Raw genomic sequence first — 18,008 nt, 5'->3', positions numbered from 1 at the left:
GATCGAAGGAGAGCCTCTGCACGGGCAGCCGCTTTAGCATGGACACGCTTCTGGCTGAACTCGGCAAAAAGCTCGCCGACCGCTGGCTAACCCTCCTGGTCCTACCCGGAGCCCTCTACCTGGCCGTCGTCGCCGCCTCCCAGCGTCTTGGGCACACCCACCCATTTCGCATCACCGGACTCACCGGGTGGGTGCGCCACCTCGCGACCTCGCCAGCATTCAACGCACCTGCCAGCCTGACCCTGGTCCTGCTCGCCGCGCTTCTCGCATCGTCCACCGCTGGCCTGGCCGCCCAAGCCGGCGGATCCCTCATCGAACGCCTTTGCCTCGCCTCGCACTGGCAAGCCTGGCCGACTCCACTGCGTCAACTCGCTGGCAGGCAAGTTGAAAAGCGGCTGACCCGCTGGCAGGCAGCAAAGCTCGCCTACGATGAGAGAGTCGATGCCGAACGCCGCGCCCGTGCGACGCGCATTAGCGGTGGGACCGAACGCAGTGACCGGATCGCCGCGCAGCTCAAAATGACACGCATCGCCGAGGAGCGGCCTGTCCACCCCACCTGGATCGGCGACCGATTCAACGCCGCCTCCGTCCGCTTCGATCGTGAGTACAACCTGGACCTCGGGACGGTCTGGCCCCACCTCCGTCTCACGGTGCCCGAAACCACGCGAAGCGAGGTCGCTGCCGCGCAGGAAGCCCTCAGTCGATCCACGACACTGGTCGCATGGGGCGCCCTTTACGTTGCACCAGCCGCACTGTGGTGGCCCGGACTGCTCATTGCCGCGGCCATCGCCGCCGCCGGCTGGCGGCGCACCCAGACCGCCACTGACGTGTACACCACACTCCTTGAAGCGGCCACCCGCCTCTATGCCGCAGATCTTGCACGCCAAATCGGTATCACCCACGCCGGACCCCTTAATCGCCAAACCGGCTGGGCCCTCACCTGCCTCCTGCAAGACCAGCCCCACCTCATCGAGCTCACAGCCGGCCACACCCAAGTTAGCCCGCCCCAGCCCGATGCCCCGCCCCGCACGACGAGGCTCAGCCTCCGCCTGGGCCGCTGGCTCCGCGGTCTCCCAGCCCGGCGGAAGGAGATGCTGTTCATCGTCTCGAGGTCGGCGGCGTGCTCCGGCGCCGGCAGGCCGTCGGCCCACCGGGTCTTGTCCTCCCCGGAGTGATGGGGAAGGCGCCGTGCCGGGCGCCGCTCCTGTGGGGGTGCACGCGACGTTGTGGAGTGCCTTGGACACACTTCGCGGATGGGGAGGTGTGTCCGCCGACGCTGAGGTGGTTCGGCGGGCGTGGGGCGGCCTGTTGCGTGCGCCATGGTGGCTTCGTGAGTGACTGTGCTGGTCGGCGAGGCCGACCTCGGTTGGATGCGCCCATTCAGGGGGTTGGTAGGTTGGTGGTATTAATGGATGTTCCTCCCGGCCAGCGCGAACTGCAGTGGGTGCACGCCCGGGTGGGCGCGCAGCGCGAACAGCGGCCGCCAGCAGGCGGGCGGCTCGTGCCCGGCCGCGTCGGCGGCCACGGCCCGCAGGTACCGCCCGGCGAACACCACGTCCAGCTCGGCCATCGCCGGCGGGTCGGCGAAGTACCCGTCGCCGAGCCGGTCGCGGACCGCCTCCGTGACGTCGAGGTAGAGCCGGTTGAAGACCGCCACCCCGTCGGCCGGGGGCAGCTCCGCCGCGAGCCCGCGCAGCCGGTCGACCACCTCCGTGACCGTGGCCGTGACGGTGGCCGTGGCCGCCGTCGCCGTTGCTGTCGCCGTGCGATCCACCGCTGTGCCGGGCATGCGCCACCCTCCGATGTCGATCGTGCACTGATCGCATCATCGTGACAGCGCGCCCCGGCGCCGGCCGGGCGCGGCACGCCGTGGCCCGGGCGGGCCGCGGGCCTCAGCCCAGCTCGTACGCCAGGACGAAGGTGTGGGCGCCGGACTCGTCGACCGTCAGGTGGAACTCCCCGGTGATCCCGGCCAGCTCGCCCGCCCCCGTGCCCGGCACCACGCGTATCGTCGTGCCGCTGGTGTCCCAGGCCGCGTGCTGGAGCACGAACGAGCCCTTGCGCCCGTCCAGTTCACCCGTGACGTGCTCCACCGCGACGTACGACGCCGGGGCGCCGGACGGGCCCCCGACGGAGAGCATCCGCACCTCGCTGGTGCCGCTCAGCGCACCCGTGAAGGTCTTGGCGAGGCGGATCCGCCCGAAGGCGGCGCCCTCCCGCTCCTCCGTCTCCACCGGCTCGAACGCCGTCACCTCGAACGATCCCTCGGCCTCGAACCCCATGGCACCCGTCCCCTCGTCGGCCGATCCGCGCGATCGGCACCCCGCCGACCCTGCCGTGAGCCTTGCACACCCCACTGACAATCGGCCGCCCCGCCGACCCGGGGCCGCCGCCCGTCACGGCTCCCAGCGCACCGCCAGCACCGCCGCGTCGTCCGCCAGCCCGTCGGCCCCGACCCAGCCGCCGACGTCCGTCAGCACGGCGTCCAGCAGGTCCGCCGGGCTCCCGCCGTGCAGGCCCGGCAGCCGCTCCGCCAGCGGGTAGAACCGCCCGCCGGCGTCCCGGGCCTCCGACACGCCGTCGGTGTGCAGGAGCAGCAGGTCGCCCGGCTCCGGGTCGAAGCGCCGCGCCGGGTACGAGTCGCCGGTGAGCCCGCGCAGCCCCAGCGGCGGCGCCGGGAACGGGGGCTCCAGCTCGCTCACCAGGCCCGCCCGGCGCAGCAGCGGGGCCGGGTGGCCGCAGTTCACCACCCGGACCGGCCCGCGGTCCGGCGCCACGTCCAGCAGCACCGCGGTCGCGAACCGGTCCCCGTCCGGCCGGGCCGTGAGCGCCGCGTCCAGCCGCTCCGCCAGCCGCCCGGGATCGGCCTCGGTCCGCGCCGCCTCCCGGAACACCCCGAGGACGTCCGCCGCCGTCTCCACCGCGGGCAGCCCGTGCCCCTGGACGTCCGCGAGCAGGATCCGCACCCCGAACCGGGTCTCCACCACGGCGTACAGGTCCCCGCCGATCCGCGCCTCGGCCGCCGCCGCGACGTACCGCACCGCCACCCGCAGCGGGCCGATCCGCTCGGGCGGCGGCCGCAGCAGGGCCCGCTGCGCGGCCTCGGCCACCGTCCGGACCTGGAACAGCTCCCGCTCGCGGGCCGCCACCAGGACGACGCTGGCGGCACTGGCCAGCGTCGAGGCCAGCACGGTCACCGGCACGCTGATCCGCACGGACAGCGGCAGCTCCGCGTTGGCCGACTCCAGCAGCCCGACCGCGAGCAGCGCCGCCGCGCCGACCAGCAGCGGCACCCGGGCCCGCCGGGTGGTCGCCCCGGCGAGCACGGGGGCCACCGCGAGCAGCGGCGCCAGGGTGGTCCCCGGGCCGATGGCCAGGGCCGCCACCACGGCGGCGACCAGCAGCAGGAGCGCGCCGTACAGCAGGGTCCGGGTCCGTCGGGGCAGGTGCAGCGGCGGCACCCCGTCCGGGCCGTCGGCGGTCACGCGTCCTCCAGTGGTGCGGCGTCGGACGGGTCCGACAGGGGTCCGGCGGTCGGTCGGGCCGGTCGGGCCGCCCGACCGCGGACGGGTCGAAGGCCCCGGCGGAGCGGGGGCCACCGGTCCACTCTCCCCGCCCCGCCCCGGGGCGGCACCTCGGCGGAACCTCGGCGACAGCTCCGACCCGGGCGCCGACCCAGGGCCTGTCTTCGGACTCCCGCCTGCGGGGCGACGCCGGGGCACGCACCTCGCGGCGTTGTCGTCGGTCGCCGATGTCCCCCAGCCTGGCGGCCGGGAGGTGCCCCCACCGCATGGACTCCCTCCTCCGCCTTGCGATGCACGCACCCCAACGCCGCCCCGCCCGCCCTGGCGGGCGGACGACGGGAGTCCGAAGACAGGCCCTAAGCTGGGCCGGGAGATGAGACGCAAGAGCCGCCGCCCGGCCTCCCCCCTCCCGCAGCGCCGGGGCGTGGACCCGGTGCACCTCCGGCTGCCGCTGGAAGGCCCCTGGCCGACCCTGCGGGAGCACCTGGTCGAGCGGCTGCGCGCCGTTCCGGCCGAGCGGATCGACGCGGCGCTGCGCGAGGGCGAGATCGTCGGCGAGCAGGGCCCGGTCGCCCCGGACGAACCGTTCCGCCCCGGTGCCCACCTGTGGTTCTACCGCGACCTCCCGCCCGAGGTGCCGGTCCCGTTCGAGCTGGTCGTGCTGCACCGCGACGAGCACCTGGTCGTCGTCGACAAGCCGCACTTCCTGGCCACCACCCCGCGCGGCCGGCACGTCACGGAGACCGCGCTCTCCCGGCTGCGGCACGCCCTCGACCTGCCCGCGCTCAGCCCCGCACACCGGCTGGACCGCCTCACCGCGGGTCTCGCAATGTTCGTGGTCCGCCCCCAGGACCGCGGCGCCTACCAGACGCTGTTCCGGGACCGCCTGGTCCGCAAGGAGTACCGGGCGATCGCCCCGTACGACCCCGGGCTGAGCCTGCCGCGCACGGTGCGCAGCCACATCGTCAAGGAGCGCGGCGTGATCGCCGCACAGGAGGTCGACGCGCCGCCGAACAGCGAGAGCCGGATCGACCTGCTGGAGCACCGCGACGGCCTCGGCCGCTACCGGCTGCGCCCGCTCAGCGGCCGCACCCACCAGCTGCGGCTGCACATGAGCGGTCTCGGACTGCCGATCCTCGGTGACCCGGTGTACCCGGTGGTGCTGCCCGAACCGGCCCCCGACGACTTCCGCCGCCCGCTGCAACTGCTCGCCTCGACGGTCGAGTTCACCGATCCGCTGACCGGCCGCGAACGCCGCTTCGAGAGCCGCCGCACACTGACCGCCTGGACCGACCCGGAGGACTGGGCCGACCCGCGGGGCCTTTCCGATGGCTCCGGTACGCAGTCCTAGGACCGTCCGATGATCTAGTCCCAAGGTCCGACCGAGTCCCCGTCCCGGCGGCCGATCCGGTGCGCGGCGGGCGGCGGGATCGTTGCGGTATGAACGCAGAACAGCGCACCGCCGTACCGCACTCCGCCCCCGTGGCCGTCGTCACCGGCGCCTCCCGAGGCCTCGGCCTGGCCCTCGCGCGGGCCCTGGCCGCCGACGGCTGGCAGCTGGTGATCACGGCCCGGGGCGCGGCCGAACTCGCCGCGGCCGAGGCCGGACTGGCCGCCGTCACCAAGGTCGTCGCGCTGCCCGGCAGCATCGTCGACGACGACCACCGCGCGCACCTGGCCGAGGCCGCCGAGCGGCTCGGCGGCGCGAGCCTGCTGGTCAACAACGCCGGTACGCTCAACGGCGCCGCGGCCCCCGGGTCCGAGCCGCTGCCCCGGCTGGCGGACTACCCGCTGCCGGACCTGCTGGAGACCTTCGAGGTGAACGCGCTCGCGCCGATCGCGCTCACCCAGCTGGTGCTGCCCCAGCTGCGCGGCCACGCCGGCGCGGTCCTCAACATCAGCTCCGACGCCGCCGTGGTGGCCTACCCCGGCTGGGGCGGCTACGGCGCCAGCAAGGCGGCGCTCGACCTCGCCACCGCCGTACTCGCCCGGGAGGAACCGGAGTTGCGGGTCTGGGCGGTCGACCCGGGCGGCATGCGGACCCGGATGCTCCAGGAGGCCAGCCCGGGCGAGGACATCTCCGGCGAGGCGCTGCCCGAGGACGTCGCACCGGTCCTGCTCGGCCTGCTCCGCGATCGCACCCCGTCCGGCCGCTACCGGGCCGAGGACCTGGCCATCTCCGCTGTCACCGCCGTCCTCGCCGCCCCGGCCGCGGACCGGGCCGGGCGATGAGCGCACCCGCCGATCCCGGCCTCGACCTCACCGTGCCGCCCGAACTCTCCGCCCGCGCCCCGGCGGAGGCCCGCGGCACGGCCCGGGACGCCGTCCGGATGCTGGTCGGCCGGCGGGCCACCGGCGCCGTCGAGCACCGCCGGTTCACCGACCTGCCCGAGGTGCTGCGCCCGGGGGACCTGCTGGTGGTGAACAACTCGGCCACCCTCCCGGCCGCCCTGCCCGGGCGGCTGCCCGACGGCACGCCCGTCGCGCTGCACGTCTCCTCCGCCCAGCCGGACCGGAACGGCACCCACCTGGTGGAGTTGCGCCGGGTGGTGCCGGGCGAGGCGGCGGCGTACTACCCGCCGGAGGAGTCCCCGGCCCGCACGGGGCTGCGGGTCGCGCTTCCCGAGGGTGGTGCGGCGGTGCTGGCCGGGGCCTTCACCGCCCGCCTCTGGTACGCCGAACTCTCCCTGCCCGAGGGGATGTTGTCGTACCTGGCGCGGCACGGCCGGGCGATCCGGTACGGCTACGTGGACCGCGAGTGGCCGATCGAGGCCTACCAGACGGTCTTCGCGACCGTCCCCGGCAGCAGTGAGATGCCCAGCGCGGCCCGCCCGTTCAGCGCCGAGGTGGTGGCCCGGCTGGCGGGGCGGGGCGTGCTGGTCGCGCCGGTCACCCTGCACACCGGGGTGGCCTCGCCGGAGGCGCACGAGGCCCCGTACGCGGAGCGCTTCCACGTCCCGGCTGCCACCGCCCGGCTGGCGGGCCACGTCCGGGCCGGCGGCGGCCGGGTCATCGCCGTCGGCACCACAGTGGTCCGGGCCCTGGAGTCCGCCGCCGAGCCGGACGGCACGCTCGGGGAGGCCGACGGCTGGACGGAGTTGGTGATCACGCCGGAACGCGGTGTCCGCGCCGTCGACGGCCTCCTCACCGGCTGGCACGAGCCCCGCGCCTCGCACCTGCTGATGCTCGCCGCCGTCGCCGGACTGCCCCTGCTCACCTCCTGCTACCGCGCCGCTGTCGACCACCGGTACCTGTGGCACGAGTTCGGCGACGTCAACCTCCTGCTGCCGGACTGAGACCGGGCGCGGCACCGGCCGGTCGGGCCGGCGGGGTCGGGCCGGCGGGGTCAGGCCAGCAGGGTCCGGGCGACGTGGTCGGTGTCGAGGTACTCGCGGACGGCGGTGATCCGGCCGTCCTCGACGGTGAACACGCCCAGGCAGTGGTTCTCGTACGGTGCGCCGTTGGCGGCGGTGCCGACGGTGGTCCACTCGGCGACGGCCAGCGGGCCGTCGGCGAGGACCCGGGTGAGGGTGATGACGGGCAGGCCGTCGGCGGCGAAGTAGGTGCCGATCCGGCCGAGGAAGTCGCCGAAGATCTCCTCCTTGCCGCGCCAGGTACGGGAGATGGCGAGGTGGCCGGGGTAGTCCCAGGTGGCGTCCTCGGCGAACAGGGCGATCGCGGCGTCGAGTTCGCCCGCCGCGATGAGGGTGACGTAGTCGGTGACGACGGTGCGGGCGTCGGGGTGCTGCACGGTGGCTCCCTCTGGTCGGTCCGGTCGGGGCTGTCCCGCCGTGGCACCAGGTAACCGCCGGGGCGGGCCGGCGGGCCAACAACCGTGGCGGCGGCCCGACAACCGTCCGTTGTCCATGCTGTCGGGGGGCTGGTGCGGGTGGTGTTCAGGCGCCCGGGGAGGTGCCCGGGGGCAGCTCCAGCTCGAACCAGACCACCTTGCCGTCCTCGGTCTGCCGGCTGCCCCAGCGGTGGGCGAGCTCGTTGACCAGGTGGATGCCCCGGCCGCCCTCGTCCTCGCTGCGGGCGCGGCGGATCCGGGGCGCCTCGCTCTCCCGGTCGGCGACCTCGACGGTGAGCACCCGGTTGCAGAACAGCCGTAGCTGGGTGGGGGATCCGGCGTGCACTAGGGCGTTGGTGATCAGCTCACTGGTGAGCAGCTCGGCCCAGTCGGCGAGCGCGCCGAGCCCCCAGGCGTCCAGCGTCTCGCGGGTGAAGCGGCGGGAGTGCGCGACCATCGCGCGGTCGCCGGTGAGCGGCAGGGTGGCGATCCGGTCCGTGCCCCGCGGGCGGACCTGCGCCATGATGACGGCGATGTCGTCCTCGCTGGTGCGGCCGGTGAGCCGGGCCAGGACGGCGTCGCAGGTCTGCTCCAGCGTGGGGCGCCGGTCGGCGACGGTGCGGCAGAGCAGCTGGATCCCGTCGTCCAGGTCGCGGCCCCGGCGTTCGACCAGTCCGTCGGTGTAGAGGGTCAGGATGCCCTCCTCGGGGAGGGTGAACTCCGCGCTCTCGAACGGGACTCCGCCGACGCCGAGCGGTGCGCCGGTCGGCAGCTCGATCAGGTGCGCCCGCCCCTGGGTGTCGGCGACCACGGGCGGCAGGTGCCCGGCGCAGGCCGCGGTGCAGCGGCTGTCCACCGGGTCGTACACCACGCAGACGCAGGTGGCGAACTGGCCCTCGCCGACGGCCGTGGTGGCCTCGTCCAGCCGGTGCAGCACCCGCGCCGGGTCCAGGTCCAGGGTGATCAACGTGCGGGCTGCCGTACGGAGTTGGCCCATGGTCGCGGCGGCCCGGATGCCGTGCCCCATGACGTCCCCGACGATCAGGGCGACCCGCCCGGAGGAGAGCGGCACGACGTCGAACCAGTCGCCGCCGACCTCGCTGACCACACTGCTGGGCAGGTAGCGGTAGGCGATCTCCAAACCGAGGGTGCGGTGCACCTCCTGGGGCAGCAGGCTGCGCTGGAGCATCAGCGCGGTGTCCCGTTCGCGGCGGTAGAGCCGGGCGTTGTCGATGGCGAGCGCGGTACGGGCGACCAGCTCCTCGGCGAGTGAGCGGTCGGCCGGGCCGAACGGCAGCGGGTTGCGGGTGCGGACGAACTCCGCGCCGCCCAGCACGTGTCCGCGCGCCATCAGCGGCACCATCAGGTAGGAGTGCACCCCGGCGTCCAGCCCCGGCTGCACCCGGTCGGGGGAGGCGACGATCCGGCGCAGCTCCTCCTCGGTCACCTCGGACACCAGGATCGAGCGCCCGGTGCGCAGGCTCTGCGCGTACAGCTGGGCGGACTGCGAGGTCTCGCCCACCTGGTCGGCGGCATCCGTCATGCTGCCGTCCGGGGCGACCTCGCCGACTGCCACGGCCCGCATCAGCACCCGCCCCTCGGCGGGGACGGGGCCGGGCTCCTCGCCGCTGAGCACCGCTTCGCGCAGGTCGACGGTGATGAAGTCGGCGAAGCGCGGGATCACCACCTCCACCAACTCCTGGGCGGTGCGGTGCAGATCGAGCGTGGTGCCGATCCGGTTGCTGGCCTCGTTCAGCAGCGACAGCCGCTGCTGGGCGGCCCAGGCCTCGTCCAGGGCCCGCTGCCGGGCGGCGGCCGCGTCCCGCTCCCGGGTGAACAGCAGCGCGTTGTCGATCGAGACGGCGGCCCGCACCGCCAACTCCCCGGCGAGCGCCACGTCGTCGTCCTCGTACGGGCGCTCCACGAGCGTGCGGTAGAAGCCCGCGACGCCGACCGGAGTGCCGCGCGCGATCAGCGGGACGACCATGAAGGAGCGCACGTTCTGCTCCTTGACGGCGGCGGTGCGCACCGGGTCGTCGGCGAACCAGGCCAGGCCCTGCTCGTCCATCCGCGGCACCAGCAGCGGCTTGCGGTTCGCCAGGCACCACGCGTACGGCGAACCGGGCCGGAAGCGGTGCACGTTGCCGAGGCGGGCGATCGGCTGCAGGGTCGAGCCGTGCACCGAGTGGAAGGCCATCCGGCGCAGCAGGGCCGAGCCGTCGGCCGGCGCGCGGGCCTCGCGCTCGCCGCGGACCAGGTCCTCCAGCACCTCGACCACCACCGTGTCGGCCAGCCTGGGCGTCGCGACCTCGGCCAGCTCCTGGGCGGTCTGGGCGAGATCGAGCGTGGTCCCGATCCGGGTGGAGGCCACGTTGACCAGCGCCAGGCGTTCCTGCGCGGCCTTCGCCTCGCGCAGCGCCTGCTGGCGGGCCAGGACGGTCTGGTGCTGGCGCAGGTACAGCCGGGCGTTGTCGATCGCGACGGCGGCCCGCGAGGCCAGTTCGTCGCCGAGCGTGATGTCGGCCTCCGCGAAGGACTCGCGCTCGCCGCGCCGCGAGTACACCACCATGCCGAGCGTGGTGCCGCGCGCCACCAGCGGGGTGATCCGCACCGAGCGCGGCCGGTCGCCGAGGTAGGCCTGCCGGCGGCTCTCGTTGATGCCCTCGCTGAGCATCGGCAGTTCCCAGGACGGCGTGACCACCGTGCGGCCGGTGCTCAGCGCGCGGGCGTACGGGGAGTCGGCGGGCAGCTCGTACACGGCGTCCACGGGCAGCGCGTCGGACGGGTAGAGCGGGTCGGCGGTGACCAGCGCCAGCCGGCGCACCAGCTGCGGGGCGTCCGGGGCGGGCGGTTCGACGGTGCGGCCGGCCACCAGGGCCTCCAGCGCGAACACCCCGCTGATGTCGGCGACCCTGGGCACCATCGCGTCGGCGAGCTCGCGGGCGGTCTGCCGCAGGTCGAGCGTGGTGCCGATCGAGGCGGTCGCGTCGACCAGCAGGGACAGCCGCTCCTGGGCGCGGGCCGCCCGGGCGTCGGCCCGGAACCGCTCGGTGATGTCGATGACGGTCGAACTCACTCCGAGGACCCGGCCGCCCCGGTCCTCCAGCCGGAAGTACGAGGCCGACCAGGCGTGGTCGTGCTGCGGATCGCCCGGGGTGCGGCCGTGCGAGCGGGTGTCCACCACCGGCTCGCCGGTCTCCAGCACCCGGCGCATCACCGCCTCGGCCTCGGCGCCGTTGATCCCGGGCAGCACCTCGGTGAGCCGGTGTCCCAGGTGCCGCCCGGGGGACAGGCCGTTCGCCCGGGCCAGCGCGTCGTTCAGCCGGACGAACCGCAGCTCGGTGTCGAAGACCCCCATGCCGACCGGGGACTGCGTGAAGAACCCGTCCAGGACGGCGAGGTCCGCCTGGATCCGGCGCAGCGTGGTCACCTCGGAGGCCACGGCCAGGACGAGCGGTTCACCGTCCGGCCCGACGATCGGATGGGTGCGGAACTCCAGGTTCACCAGGTGCCCGTCGCGGTGGCGCACCGGGAACACACCGGTCCAGGCCCGGCCGCCGAGGATCTGCCGGAACAGCTGCAGCACCTCGGGACGCTCGTCGTCGGTGGTCAGCAGCTTGGCCGCCTTCGCCCCGACCGCGTCCTCCACACGGTGACCGAGCAGTGCCTCCGCGTCGCCGCTCCAGTGCAGGATCCGCCCGTCGGCCGCGATCAGCGCCGTCGCGATCGGCACCATCAGCAGGGCGTCCTGCTGCGGTTCCCCTGCGCGCCGCGCGTTGTGGTTCACCATGGCCAGAGAACCGTCCCAGAACCGTCCGGTGATCGTTCCCACCAGCCCTGCCATCTTCGCACGCGGCCCCGGGAGAGCGCTCACCGTGGCGGCGGGCGAGGTCCGCTCACCGCGGTAGCGGGCGCTCCAGGCAGAACTCCGTCCACCGGCCCGGCTCGGCCTTCTCCAGCACCGGCCCGCGCCGAGGAGGCCGTCGGCGGGCAGCCGACGGCCTCGCCGGTGGAGCGGGGTCAGGAGTGGAAGCGCACCTCCGGGTCGGCGGCGGTCGGGCCGTCGAACAGCGGCTGCTCGACGCCCTTCAGCTGCAGGTCGAAGAAGGCGCCGACGTACCGGCGGGTGAGCTCGACGGCGCGCCCGCTCGCGATGGTGACGCCGGGCCCCCGGGGCAGGCCCAGCCCGTCGATCAGCACCGGGAAGTCGGTGAAGCTGTGGTGGTCGGTGCCGTCGACGGTCAGCCAGCGCTTCCAGCCGTCGAGGTTGGGCCAGCTCTTGACCCAGCTGCTGTCCTCGTCGTCGCCGCCGAGCGGGTGGCCCATCATCAGGAAGGGCTTGCCGCCGATCCCGGAGGCGGGCACCAGGACGTCCATGGTGCCGTCCAGGTCCACCCCGGCCCGGATCCGGTCGTCGGAGAGCAGGGCGGGCACGGCGGCCGCACCCCCGGCGGAGTGCCCGGCCATGCCGATCCGGTTGCGGTCGATCATGCGGGCGGCGTAGCGCCAGGCGGGGTGCGGGCGGCTGGTCAGCCGGTCGATGACGAAGGACACGTCCTTCGCCCGGCTCTCGTCCACCTTCGACCAGTCCTTCGGCTGGCCGCACATCACGCAGGGCACCGTCCGGCCGTCCGGGAAGGTCGTGCCGGTGTTCTCGTAGGTGTGGTCGACCAGTGCGACGACGTAACCGCGGCTGGTCAGGTCCTCGGCGAGACCGGTGATCGCGGTCCGCGGGTCGACGAAGCCGGGGGACAGCACCACCAGCGGGTAGTGGCCGCCCTGCGGGCGCGCGCCGGTCTCCGACCAGGTCCGGACGCCGGTGAGCGTCTCGGTCGGGACGGTGTTGCCCGGCAGCCTGAAGTCCAGCAGCCCGCGGGCCGCCCCGGCGGTCATGTACGGGGCCGGGGTGCCCGTCCCGGCGCGGGCGGGGTAGTAGATCGAGACCATCAGCTGGCGCGGACCGGCGGAGGGCACCCACGGGTCCGGACGGTCCTCGTCCACCAGGTGCAGGACCTCCTGGCCGACGGCGTACGGTCCGGTCGGACGCGGGAGCTCGATGCGGACGGCGGCCGGGTCGCTCGTCGGGGCGGTGCCGGGTGCGGCGGGACCCGCGGTGCTGGTGGCGGGGGAGGGGGCGGTGCCGGGGGCGGCCAGGGCCGGAACCGCGGCGGCGACGGACAGGGGCAGCGCGAGCAGCAGGGCCGCCGCGCCGGCAGTGACGCGAAGTCGTCTCATGTCGGCGACGGTAGGCCGCGCGCCTGGGAGTTGACGTCCACTCAGCGACGGACCGGACCCCTCCGGGAAGAGCCGTTCGCGCCCTTAGGGGCCGGTCCTCCGGAGGCCGGTCCTCCGGCGGCCGGCCCGCGGGCTCCCGCCGGTCGCCCGGAGCTGCTCCAGGAAGTCCGCCGCCGCGCGGGCGTTGGGCACCGGGAAGGTGAGCGGCAGGCCGGCCGAGTGCATCCGGATCTCCAGCTCCCCGAGGCCCGACGTCCGGGTCGACTCCACTTCGGCCCACCGGTAGGACTCCGTCGCGGCGAGCGGGTGCGGCGGGCGGTGCACCAGCCCGCCGGGCGTCACCGTCAGCCGGCCCCGGGCGAACCGGACGCTGCCCTCGGTGCGCAGCGTCTCGTGCAGGGCTGCCCGGAGCCCGGGGGAGAGGCGCTCCTCCAGCTCCCGGAACAGCCCGCCCAGCCCGCGCAGCCGCGCCAGCACCACCGGCTCGTCCACGCCGGCCAGCCATATTCGCCCCTGCTCGTGCTCCCCGCAGCGGCCGCCGGGGGAGTACTCCGTGGCCTCCACCGAGCCCCAGGGGAGCGGGCGCTCGGAGCCGTCCGCACCCACCAGCACCAGCCCGGCCTCGTGGACGCGTACGGACCGCGGCCCGGACGCCGGCCGCAGCCGGCCGAACGCGCTCGCCGCCACCACCGCGACGGCCCCCACCACGGGCGCGGGCCACCACCCGCCGAGCGCCAGACAGGCCGCCACCGCGACGACGACCGCGCAGGCGCCCACCCAGACCCGGACGAGCCGGGGCACCGGCCGGAACCGCCGGTACACGCGCACCACCGGCCCGAGCCGATCGGCCGGATCGACCGGACCAGCCGGGCCGGTGAGGCCGGCCGGACCGCTCGGACGGACCGCGCGCACCGGTGTCGGCGACCACACCACCGCCACGTCGGCCCCCTTTCACTCGGCGGACCCCCATCGGGACCGCAGCTGCCGGATCCCAGCATCGACCGTCCGTCGCACCCGGCAACAGTGCCAATCGGCACCTTTTGGCCTGAAACGACCCGACCATCATCGCTCCCCGCCCGCTGCTCCCCGCGACCGGGGGTGCCGATGAGCAGGGGAAACGGCCTCCGGCCCGCCCAGGCCCGCCCAGGCCCGCCCAGGCCCGCCCAGGCCCGCCCAGGCCGGCCGCAGCCCGCCCCGGCCCGCCCCGGCTGCCCCTCGCCCCCGCCTCACCCAGCCGTCGCGAAGTCCCTCTGCAGCCTGCGCAGCAGCGCCGTGCCCGCCGGATCGGCCGACCGCCGGGTGTTGGCCAGCACCAGCGCCCCCACCTGCTTCTCCGGGTCGAAGGCCGCGAAGGACCGGAACCCGCCCGTGCCGCCGTTGTGCCAGATCTGCAGGTGGCCGCCCTGCTGGGTGTGCAGCCGGTGCCCGAGCCAGCCCAGGTGCATCCAGGCGAACGGGTTGACCCGGTGCCTGGTCTCCCGGGTGAGCGTGATCGCGGGCGACAGCGGCGCGTCCGGCTCCCGCTCGGCGGCCAGCTGGGCCCGCAGGAGTATCGCCAGGTCGGCGGCGGTCGACCGGAGCCCGCCCATGCCCGGCAACGCCGCCAAGTCCCAGTGCGGCACCGGCCGCCCGCCCGCCGTGTGTCCGTGTGCCAGTCGCCCGGTCCGGTCGGAGCCGCTTCGGTCCGCGTCGGTCCGGTCCGCGTCGGTCCGGCCCGCACCTGACCGCTCCGCGCCGGACCCCTCCGCACCGGTCCGCACGTGGGTGTCCGCCAGCCCCAGCGGCTCGCAGACCTCGCGCGCCACCAGTTCCTCGTACCCGGTGCCGGCCCGGTGCGCGAGGGCCAGGCCGAGCAGCCCGGCGCCGAGGTTGGAGTAGCGGAAGCTCCGCCCGGGGGTGGCCCGCAGCCTCGTCCGGGCGAGCCCGCCCAGCACGTACTCGGCGCTGCAACGGGCGTACGGATCGGGGTCGTTGGGCTTGACCAGTGCCTTCAGCAGCATGCCCCGGGGCAGCCGGGGGAGTCCCGAGGTGTGGGTGGCCAGGTGCCGCAGGGTGATCGGTTGCCCACCCCGGCCCGGGACGACGGCCGGGCCGTCGGGGCCGTCGGCGAGCACCTCGGCGAGCGGCTCGTCCAGCCGGACCGTGTCGTCGAGCACCAGCCGTGCGAGCACGAGCGCGGTGAACACCTTGGTGACGGAACCGATTTCGAACACCGTGTCCGGCCCGGGCACGCCGCCGCCCGGGCCCGTCCGCCCGACGCCCCGGATCTCCGTCTCACCGCCGGCCAGCCCGGCGACCACCACGCCGACGTGCTGGCCCGCCAGCCGGTCGGCCGTCTGCTGCACGACGCGCGCGAGTTCGTTCATGGCAGTGAGCCTAGGCGGGCCGACCTGCATGATCCCTCCGCCCCGAAAACGATTTCGGCCGCTCCTGATGCTCCTCCAGATGTACGCCCGGCTGCGCCCGGCACGGTACAACCCGGCGCGCCGCCACCCGGTCAGCATCAGTCGGTCCGACGGTCCCCGCCCGGCCGCGCGGCAGGACGCCGAGCTCACTCCGCCAGTGCCGCCCGCAGCCTGGCCGCGACCTCCGCGGCCCCCGCCTCGTCCGGGTACTTCCCCCGCGGCCAGAAGAACCCGCGCAGCCCGTCCTTCGGATTGCGCGGCACCACGTGGACGTGCAGGTGCGGCACCGACTGGCTGATCCGGTTGTTCGCCGCCACGAAGCTGCCCGCCGCACCCAGGCCCCGCTCGACGGCGGCGGCCACCCGCTGCACCCGCAGGAAGAACGGCCCGACCTCCTCGGCGGGCAGGTCCGCCAGCGTCCGGTGATGGGCGCGGGGCACGACCAGGACGTGTCCGGGGAACAGCGGGCGGCGGTCCAGGAAGGCCACCGCCGTCCCGTCGTCCAGCACCAGGTGCGCGGGCTCCTCGCCCGCCACCACCGCACAGAAGACGCAGTCCATCCGTCCATTCAAGCCATCGGCGGCCGCCCCGGCACCCCGGCAAACCCCCGCCGCCCCGGCGTCACCCGACCGGCCGCCGACCGGGTGCGGCCGCCCGGCCGCCGGGCGCACGGTGCTGCAGGGGGCCGATCAGCGGGCGCGCCGAGCGCCGCACGAGGAGGTGGCCCGGATGTCGGGCAAGTTCGAGGTCTATCAGGACGCCGGCGGCAAGTACCGGTTCCGGCTCAAGGCGGGCAACGGCGAGATCGTCGCCACCGGCCAGGGCTACGTCAGCAAGGAAGCCGCCCATAAGGGCGTCGACGCCGTCCAGCGGGCCGCCGACGGCGCGGCCGTGGTGGACGTCCCCAAGGCCGCCTGAGCGTACGGGCCCCGGCGGGCGGACACGCCGGTCCGGCCCGCCGGGACCCCGTATGCCCGGCCCGGCCCGGCCCGACCGTCCCCGCCCGCCGGGGCCCGTACGCCCGGCCCGGCCCGCCGCCTCACTCGTACCGGTACAGCAGCGACTCCCGCTCGGTCTGCTCGATCATCTCGATGGTCAGCGACTCGTCCCGCAGGTGCGAGAGCGTGACCTCCGCCGACGTCGGCTGCGCGTCCTTGGCGAGCCAGTTCTCCGGCTTCCAGGCCGAGGCTCGCAGCAGGGACTTCGGGCAGTGCGCGTACACCTCCTCCACCGCGACCACGATCGCACTGCGCGGCGGCTTGCCGACGGCGGTCAGCTGCCGCAGCAGCTCGGGGTCGGTGGAGACGCAGGCCCGTCCGTTGACCCGCAGCGTGGTCTCCCGGCCCGGGACGACGAAGAGCAGCCCGACCCGGCCGTTCTCCAGGATGTTGTGCAGGGTGTCCAGGCGCTTGTTGCCGGTGGCGTCCGGGATGGCCAGGGTGTGCTCGTCGAGCACCGAGACCAGCCCGGCCGGCCCGCCGCGCGGGGAGACGTCGCAGCGCCCGGCGGCGTCGGAGCTGGCCACGAAGACCAGCGGCGAGCAGGCGATCAGGCGCTGGGCGACCTCATGCAGGTGGTCGACCTGCTTGCGGCGCGCGTGATCGCCGGGCTGCTCGTAGATCTCGCGCAGTTGGGCCGGGTCGCGGAGGGCGTCCGCGCGGAGGGCCTCGAACAGACTGGTCGGCCGGTCCGGTCCGGCGCTTGACGGAGCGGCAGTTTCCGGTGTGGTGGTCATACCGGAAATCTAGCCGAGGCCCTCCGGCACCCCGCCGGCCCGGCCGCCCGCGACCCCCGGGAGAAGCCCGGCCGTACCCCTCGCCACCAGCGGTTTTCCGCTGATAATGGGGCCAGGGACTAATGGGGCCGGGGACCCCAGCCAGCCGGAGGTGGTGGTCGTGATCGTCAGAATCTGGGCCGGGCAGGTGCCGGCCGGTCGCATCGAGGAGTTCTGCGCCCACCTGGCCGCCCAGGTGCTCCCGCAGCTGGGGCGGACGGACGGCTGCCTCGGCGGCGAGCTGCTGCGTCCGGTGTCGGAGGAGAACGGGAACCGGGTGCTGGTGGTGAGCCGCTGGCGCGACGAGGACGCGCTGCGCGGGTACGCCGGGCCGATGTGGCGGATCCGGCCGGTCTGGTCGGAGGGCGAGCTCCGCTACCTCGCCCACCCCCCGGAGGTCACCCACTTCCTCCAGGTCACCGCACCCGCCGCACTCTGAACACTCCGCGGGAGCGCTCGCCGAGAGCGCTCCCCGCTCGCACTCCGTAACGCGCCCGTCCCTCTCCTCGCACCGGCGACGGCGCCCTCACACCGACAACGGCACCGGGTGGATCTCGTCCGCCGGGTGCCCGCTACGGGTGTGGACCCGCTGCACGGCCTCCTTGGTCGGAGCCTCGGAGAGGCAGTACACGGTGCCCGAGTCCGGGTCCGCCCACGCCTGCTCGAAGTGGACGCCCTCCTCGCCCTCGACCTTCAGGTCGGCCGCGTGGGCCGCCTTGAGCTGCTCGGCCGTGATCCCGGCCATCCCGTGGTGGACGTCCATGAACTTCATCGCCCTCGCCTCCGTAGCTTCGGTGCGTCACCGGCAGGGCCCCACCTACCAGCGTCGCCCCCACCACGCCTGTCCGCCACCAGACCGCCCCGGCTGCCCTGCAGCCCCCCGCCACGGACCCACCGCACCGGATCCCGACAGCAGCGCGTAGCACCCCGCCGCACATTCCCCGCAAGGCCGTGAAACAGGCCACAGCGAAACCCACTCCCTGCCCTTGCGTCGACCGTGGCAGAATGACCGCAACAGCAGTGACGTTCAGCGCACTCCGGGGTCGGTGAAAATCCGAACCGGCGGTTACAGTCCGCGACCCGTCCGCAGCCAGCGGCCGGTTGACCAGGTGAAATTCCTGGACCGACGGTTAAAGTCCGGATGGGAGGCGTGCGCGGGCGGACGAAGAGCAGTGCCCGTGGTCCATCGGATGTCCCGAACATCCGGGCCGGCCGCGGTCAGGTGAACGACGGGAGACGGGTGTCTCCCGAGCCGGGTGAGCGATCTCCCGGCGGCTTGG

The 18,008-nt window shown here is 74.8% G+C and carries 16 protein-coding genes, 1 pseudogene and 1 riboswitch; of the genes and pseudogenes, 6 read left to right on the top strand and 11 right to left on the bottom strand.

From position 1 onward, the window contains the following. The first annotated feature begins 38 nt into the window (after positions 1-38). Positions 39-1,175: a hypothetical protein gene (locus ACYP53_RS26300; RefSeq protein WP_459649204.1), complete on the top strand. Its 1,137-nt coding sequence runs from the start codon at positions 39-41 to the stop codon at positions 1,173-1,175. Between the two features lie 233 nt (positions 1,176-1,408). Here ACYP53_RS26300 and ACYP53_RS26295 read toward each other — a convergent pair. The 3 genes and pseudogenes from ACYP53_RS26295 to ACYP53_RS26285 form a co-directional block, all read right to left on the bottom strand. Next, a pseudogene (locus ACYP53_RS26295) lies at positions 1,409-1,789 on the bottom strand (DUF5995 family protein); the annotation flags it as partial. A gap of 103 nt (positions 1,790-1,892) precedes the next feature. Further along, positions 1,893-2,282: a DUF3224 domain-containing protein gene (locus ACYP53_RS26290; protein ID WP_189917142.1), complete on the bottom strand. Its 390-nt coding sequence runs from the start codon at positions 2,280-2,282 to the stop codon at positions 1,893-1,895. A 114-nt stretch (positions 2,283-2,396) separates the two neighbouring features. Continuing rightward, positions 2,397-3,485, bottom strand: coding sequence for a PP2C family protein-serine/threonine phosphatase (locus tag ACYP53_RS26285; RefSeq protein WP_459649203.1), 1,089 nt, complete (start codon positions 3,483-3,485; stop codon positions 2,397-2,399). A gap of 412 nt (positions 3,486-3,897) precedes the next feature. Between ACYP53_RS26285 and ACYP53_RS26280 the strand changes: the two genes are divergently transcribed. The 3 genes from ACYP53_RS26280 to ACYP53_RS26270 all read left to right on the top strand — a co-directional run bounded on the left by ACYP53_RS26280 (position 3,898) and on the right by ACYP53_RS26270 (position 6,820). After that, a complete protein-coding gene (locus ACYP53_RS26280; RefSeq protein WP_459649202.1) occupies positions 3,898-4,875 on the top strand; it encodes an RluA family pseudouridine synthase in 978 nt (325 codons plus the stop codon). 89 nt (positions 4,876-4,964) lie between these two features. After that, positions 4,965-5,756, top strand: coding sequence for an SDR family oxidoreductase (locus ACYP53_RS26275; protein WP_459649201.1), 792 nt, complete (start codon positions 4,965-4,967; stop codon positions 5,754-5,756). Beyond that, positions 5,753-6,820 (top strand): S-adenosylmethionine:tRNA ribosyltransferase-isomerase, encoded by a 1,068-nt coding sequence (locus tag ACYP53_RS26270; RefSeq protein WP_459649200.1) that lies wholly within the window; start codon positions 5,753-5,755, stop codon positions 6,818-6,820. The genes ACYP53_RS26275 and ACYP53_RS26270 overlap by 4 nt, the downstream gene beginning before the upstream one ends. Before the next feature lie 50 nt (positions 6,821-6,870). On the opposite strand, the gene ACYP53_RS26265 is transcribed toward ACYP53_RS26270, so the two are convergent. From ACYP53_RS26265 to ACYP53_RS26240, 6 genes are all read right to left on the bottom strand, one after another. Beyond that, a complete protein-coding gene (locus ACYP53_RS26265) occupies positions 6,871-7,275 on the bottom strand; it encodes a nuclear transport factor 2 family protein (protein WP_229928674.1) in 405 nt (134 codons plus the stop codon). 145 nt (positions 7,276-7,420) lie between these two features. Beyond that, positions 7,421-11,146 (bottom strand): SpoIIE family protein phosphatase, encoded by a 3,726-nt coding sequence (locus ACYP53_RS26260; RefSeq protein ID WP_459649199.1) that lies wholly within the window; start codon positions 11,144-11,146, stop codon positions 7,421-7,423. A 188-nt stretch (positions 11,147-11,334) separates the two neighbouring features. Beyond that, entirely contained in the window at positions 11,335-12,549 is a 1,215-nt protein-coding gene (locus tag ACYP53_RS26255; RefSeq protein ID WP_459649198.1) for an alpha/beta hydrolase family protein, read from the bottom strand. An 84-nt stretch (positions 12,550-12,633) separates the two neighbouring features. Beyond that, a complete protein-coding gene (locus tag ACYP53_RS26250; protein WP_459649197.1) occupies positions 12,634-13,380 on the bottom strand; it encodes a hypothetical protein in 747 nt (248 codons plus the stop codon). Between the two features lie 395 nt (positions 13,381-13,775). Next, a complete protein-coding gene (locus tag ACYP53_RS26245) occupies positions 13,776-14,915 on the bottom strand; it encodes a serine hydrolase domain-containing protein (protein ID WP_459649196.1) in 1,140 nt (379 codons plus the stop codon). A gap of 185 nt (positions 14,916-15,100) precedes the next feature. Further along, positions 15,101-15,514, bottom strand: a complete 414-nt coding sequence (locus tag ACYP53_RS26240) for an HIT family protein (RefSeq protein WP_459649195.1) — start codon at positions 15,512-15,514, stop codon at positions 15,101-15,103. Positions 15,515-15,683: 169 nt separating this feature from the next. Here ACYP53_RS26240 and ACYP53_RS26235 point away from each other — a divergent pair, with 169 nt between their 5' ends. Then, entirely contained in the window at positions 15,684-15,872 is a 189-nt protein-coding gene (locus tag ACYP53_RS26235; protein ID WP_189917164.1) for a YegP family protein, read from the top strand. A gap of 121 nt (positions 15,873-15,993) precedes the next feature. Here ACYP53_RS26235 and ACYP53_RS26230 read toward each other — a convergent pair whose 3' ends face one another. Further along, positions 15,994-16,689, bottom strand: a complete 696-nt coding sequence (locus ACYP53_RS26230; RefSeq protein WP_189917166.1) for an MSMEG_1061 family FMN-dependent PPOX-type flavoprotein — start codon at positions 16,687-16,689, stop codon at positions 15,994-15,996. Positions 16,690-16,849: 160 nt separating this feature from the next. Here ACYP53_RS26230 and ACYP53_RS26225 point away from each other — a divergent pair, with 160 nt between their 5' ends. Beyond that, complete coding sequence (locus tag ACYP53_RS26225) at positions 16,850-17,167, top strand: antibiotic biosynthesis monooxygenase family protein (RefSeq protein ID WP_189917168.1); 318 nt, start codon at positions 16,850-16,852, stop codon at positions 17,165-17,167. Between the two features lie 87 nt (positions 17,168-17,254). Here the strand turns inward: ACYP53_RS26225 and ACYP53_RS26220 are convergent, their stop codons facing one another. Beyond that, a complete protein-coding gene (locus ACYP53_RS26220) occupies positions 17,255-17,500 on the bottom strand; it encodes an SCO4226 family nickel-binding protein (protein WP_459649194.1) in 246 nt (81 codons plus the stop codon). Between the two features lie 257 nt (positions 17,501-17,757). Further along, positions 17,758-17,885: riboswitch (FMN riboswitch) on the top strand. Positions 17,886-18,008: the final 123 nt, after the last annotated feature.

It is taken from the genome of Kitasatospora sp. Ki12 (assembly GCF_054601375.1).
Note: the sequence above shows the minus strand (reverse complement) of the source record. Positions and strands in the feature narration are given on the sequence as shown.

What these genes read in the sequence shown, in the direction of transcription:
- ACYP53_RS26300 (WP_459649204.1), top strand. Translation starts at nt 39, where the DNA reads ATGGACACGCTTCTGGCTGAACTCGGCAAAAAGCTCGCCGACCGCTGG.
- ACYP53_RS26290 (WP_189917142.1), bottom strand. Translation starts at nt 2,282, where the DNA reads ATGGGGTTCGAGGCCGAGGGATCGTTCGAGGTGACGGCGTTCGAGCCG.
- ACYP53_RS26280 (WP_459649202.1), top strand. Translation starts at nt 3,898, where the DNA reads ATGAGACGCAAGAGCCGCCGCCCGGCCTCCCCCCTCCCGCAGCGCCGG.
- ACYP53_RS26275 (WP_459649201.1), top strand. Translation starts at nt 4,965, where the DNA reads ATGAACGCAGAACAGCGCACCGCCGTACCGCACTCCGCCCCCGTGGCC.
- ACYP53_RS26270 (WP_459649200.1), top strand. Translation starts at nt 5,753, where the DNA reads ATGAGCGCACCCGCCGATCCCGGCCTCGACCTCACCGTGCCGCCCGAA.
- ACYP53_RS26255 (WP_459649198.1), bottom strand. Translation starts at nt 12,549, where the DNA reads ATGAGACGACTTCGCGTCACTGCCGGCGCGGCGGCCCTGCTGCTCGCG.
- ACYP53_RS26245 (WP_459649196.1), bottom strand. Translation starts at nt 14,915, where the DNA reads ATGAACGAACTCGCGCGCGTCGTGCAGCAGACGGCCGACCGGCTGGCG.
- ACYP53_RS26240 (WP_459649195.1), bottom strand. Translation starts at nt 15,514, where the DNA reads ATGGACTGCGTCTTCTGTGCGGTGGTGGCGGGCGAGGAGCCCGCGCAC.
- ACYP53_RS26235 (WP_189917164.1), top strand. Translation starts at nt 15,684, where the DNA reads ATGTCGGGCAAGTTCGAGGTCTATCAGGACGCCGGCGGCAAGTACCGG.
- ACYP53_RS26230 (WP_189917166.1), bottom strand. Translation starts at nt 16,689, where the DNA reads ATGACCACCACACCGGAAACTGCCGCTCCGTCAAGCGCCGGACCGGAC.
- ACYP53_RS26220 (WP_459649194.1), bottom strand. Translation starts at nt 17,500, where the DNA reads ATGAAGTTCATGGACGTCCACCACGGGATGGCCGGGATCACGGCCGAG.